At 55.3% G+C, this 244-nt stretch carries 1 tRNA gene; it reads left to right on the top strand.

Annotated elements, in window-relative coordinates:
- Nucleotides 1-20 precede the first annotated feature (20 nt).
- A tRNA-Ala gene (locus tag SM191_RS19760) sits at nucleotides 21-96 on the top strand.
- The last annotated feature ends 148 nt before the right edge of the window (nucleotides 97-244 follow it).

Genomic DNA, 244 nt, shown 5'->3' with positions numbered 1-244 from the left:
GTCTCTCATCGCTGGCGCATGGGGCCTTAGCTCAGCTGGGAGAGCGGTTGCTTTGCAAGCATCAGGTCATCGGTTCGATCCCGATAGGCTCCACCATCCTGCATATACCTAGAGATGAAGACACCAGTTCCGCTGCGCGAGCAGCGGTTACGAGGTGCGCAAGCGCACCTCATCTTTGACATTGTGAATGGGTTTTTAAAATCGATGCCGTGAAGGTGTCGGCTTTGAAAGTGAGGCGAGGCCG

The organism is Sphingomonas sp. 2378, assembly GCF_038084995.1.
Taxonomy (GTDB): domain Bacteria; phylum Pseudomonadota; class Alphaproteobacteria; order Sphingomonadales; family Sphingomonadaceae; genus Sphingomonas.
The sequence above is the reverse complement of the archived record's forward strand: the minus strand, read 5'-3'. Positions and strand labels throughout refer to the sequence as shown.